Here is a 2,200-nt window from a genome sequence, read left to right as displayed (position 1 = left end):
GTTTTCAGGTAGAACTGCTGGGGCCGCTTCGCAGCCCAACGGGGATAAATCCCCTCGCCACAAGGTGATGCGTGCAGCGGGTTTGTGCTTTTGATTAAAAGTTTTTGAATAAAAAGAATGGAGTTTCACCGATGAAAATGTTTGGCAGGACTCTGCTGACACTGTCCTTAATGGGCGCAATGGTCATGGGCGCCCAGGCCAACGACAAGGTGCTGCGTGTTTACAACTGGTCCGATTACATTGCGCCGGACACCGTCAAGAAGTTCGAAGACGAGACCGGCATCCGCGTGACCTATGACGTCTTCGACAGCAACGAAACCCTTGAGGCGCGTTTGCTGGCGGGCAAATCCGGTTACGACATCGTCGTGCCGTCCAACAGTTTTCTGGCCAAGCAGATCAAGGCCGGCGTCTATCAGACCCTGGACAAATCGAAGCTGCCGAACTGGAAGAATCTCAACCCGGTGCTGCTGAAAAACGCCGCTGCCAGTGATCCGGACAACGCCCACGCGTTCCCGTACATGTGGGGCTCGATCGGCATCGGCTTCAACCCGGCCAAGGTCAAGGAAGTGCTCGGTGCCAATGCCCCGACCAACTCCTGGGACTTGCTGTTCAAGCCGGAAAACGCTGAAAAGCTGAAAGCCTGCGGCATCAGTTTCCTCGACTCGCCGACCGAAATGCTCCCAGCCGCCCTGCACTACCTGGGCTATCCGGTGAACGACAAGGACAAGGCACACATCCTCGAAGCCGAAGCGCTGTTCATGAAGATCCGCCCGTCTGTGGCGTACTTCCATTCCTCCAAGTACATCTCGGACCTGGCCAACGGCAACATCTGCGTGGCGGTCGGTTACTCCGGTGACGTGCTACAGGCCAAGGCCCGTGCGGTGGAATCGGGCAACAACGTGGTGATCGACTACAGCATTCCCAAGGAAGGCGCCGGCAGCTTCTACGACATGGTCGCCATCCCGCGGGATGCGGCGAACGTCGAGAACGCCTACCTGTTCATGGATTTCCTGATGCGTCCGGAGATCATCGCCGAAATCACCAACAGCAACGGCTACAGCAACGCTAACTCGGCGGCGACGCCACTGGTAGACGAAGCGATCCGCAACGATCCGGGTTCGTACCCGTCGCAAGCGGTGATGGCGACGCTGTATGCGGTACCGGATCAACCGATTGCCACGCAACGGATCATGACCCGTGGCTGGACCCGGGTGAAACTCGGCAAGTAAGCCTACGGAGTCGGGATTCCAACAACACTGATGAATTGGTGGGAGCTGGCTTGCCAGCGATGACGGTGGGTCAGGCAAAGGTGATGCAGGATGTGCTGGCCCCATCGCTGGCAAGCCAGCTCCCACAGGGTTTTGAGATCACATTCGGACAGTGCCAGGCCCAGGATTTTCTTAGCTTAAGTAATTCAATGATTTCCCGTTCACGCAGCGCCTTACCACCGCTGCACCCTGCAATGAACGGCCTCACCTGGCTTCCTCGGTTCAGGTGAATTTCAGGCGCCCACGGGCGCCTTTTTTTGTGGTTCAGATCAGCGGCCAGTCCTGCAGGATCCGGTAGCGACCCTTGTGCGACTCGAACAAGGCAAAGCGTTCGGCGCGCAGGAAAAACGCCGGCGGCGTGGCGGATTCCGGCTCTGGTGCACGGTAGTCTCGGGCCAGGGTCAGATGCGGCCGAAATTCGCGTGGTGTCTCTTCGAAACCGAATGGCAACATCGCCTGTTCCAGCGCATAAACCAAGCGCAACAACGCCGGCGGTGCCTGTTCGGGCGCCAGTGACAACACCCCGGCGCGATGCCAGACCTGCAAACGATCAAGGGAAATCTTCAAGGTTTCCTTCGGCGTGTTGACCTTGCCGGCGGCTTCGCAGACTTCGTTGATTTGCGCCAAGGGCCCCGCGCCGAGAAACAGCAGGGTCAAGTGAAAGTTATCTGCCGGTACCGGTTTGCCGGCTCGCAGGCCCAGCTCGCTGCGCCACTGAGCGATAGCCTTGCGCTGCGCTGGCGGGCAGTCCAGGGCAAAAAACAGCCGCTTGAACGGTTCATCCCTGCGCATGTCATCGGTCATCGTCCTGCCCCTTCGCTCGTGGTCATCGGCCAGGATTCTACACGGCCTGAGCAGCCGACTCGCGCCACCGGGCTATAGTTCAAGGATTGCCATCAACCGGAGGCCGCCATGCGCGAGGTCCTCAGCAA

Annotated in this window: 2 protein-coding genes; one reads left to right on the top strand and one right to left on the bottom strand. The window is 58.8% G+C overall.

Annotated features, from left to right (window positions below):
* Positions 1-131: 131 nt before the first annotated feature.
* Entirely contained in the window at positions 132-1,229 is a 1,098-nt protein-coding gene (locus DBR24_RS28575) for a polyamine ABC transporter substrate-binding protein (protein ID WP_123462679.1), read from the top strand.
* Positions 1,230-1,532: 303 nt separating this feature from the next.
* Here DBR24_RS28575 and thpR read toward each other — a convergent pair whose 3' ends face one another.
* Positions 1,533-2,072: an RNA 2',3'-cyclic phosphodiesterase gene (gene thpR / locus DBR24_RS28570; RefSeq protein ID WP_128616374.1), complete on the bottom strand. Its 540-nt coding sequence runs from the start codon at positions 2,070-2,072 to the stop codon at positions 1,533-1,535.
* Positions 2,073-2,200 lie beyond the last annotated feature (128 nt).

It is taken from the genome of Pseudomonas sp. HMWF006 (genome assembly GCF_003061205.1).
Taxonomy (GTDB): domain Bacteria; phylum Pseudomonadota; class Gammaproteobacteria; order Pseudomonadales; family Pseudomonadaceae; genus Aquipseudomonas; species Aquipseudomonas monsensis.
This window is presented reverse-complemented; position numbering and strand designations above follow the sequence as displayed.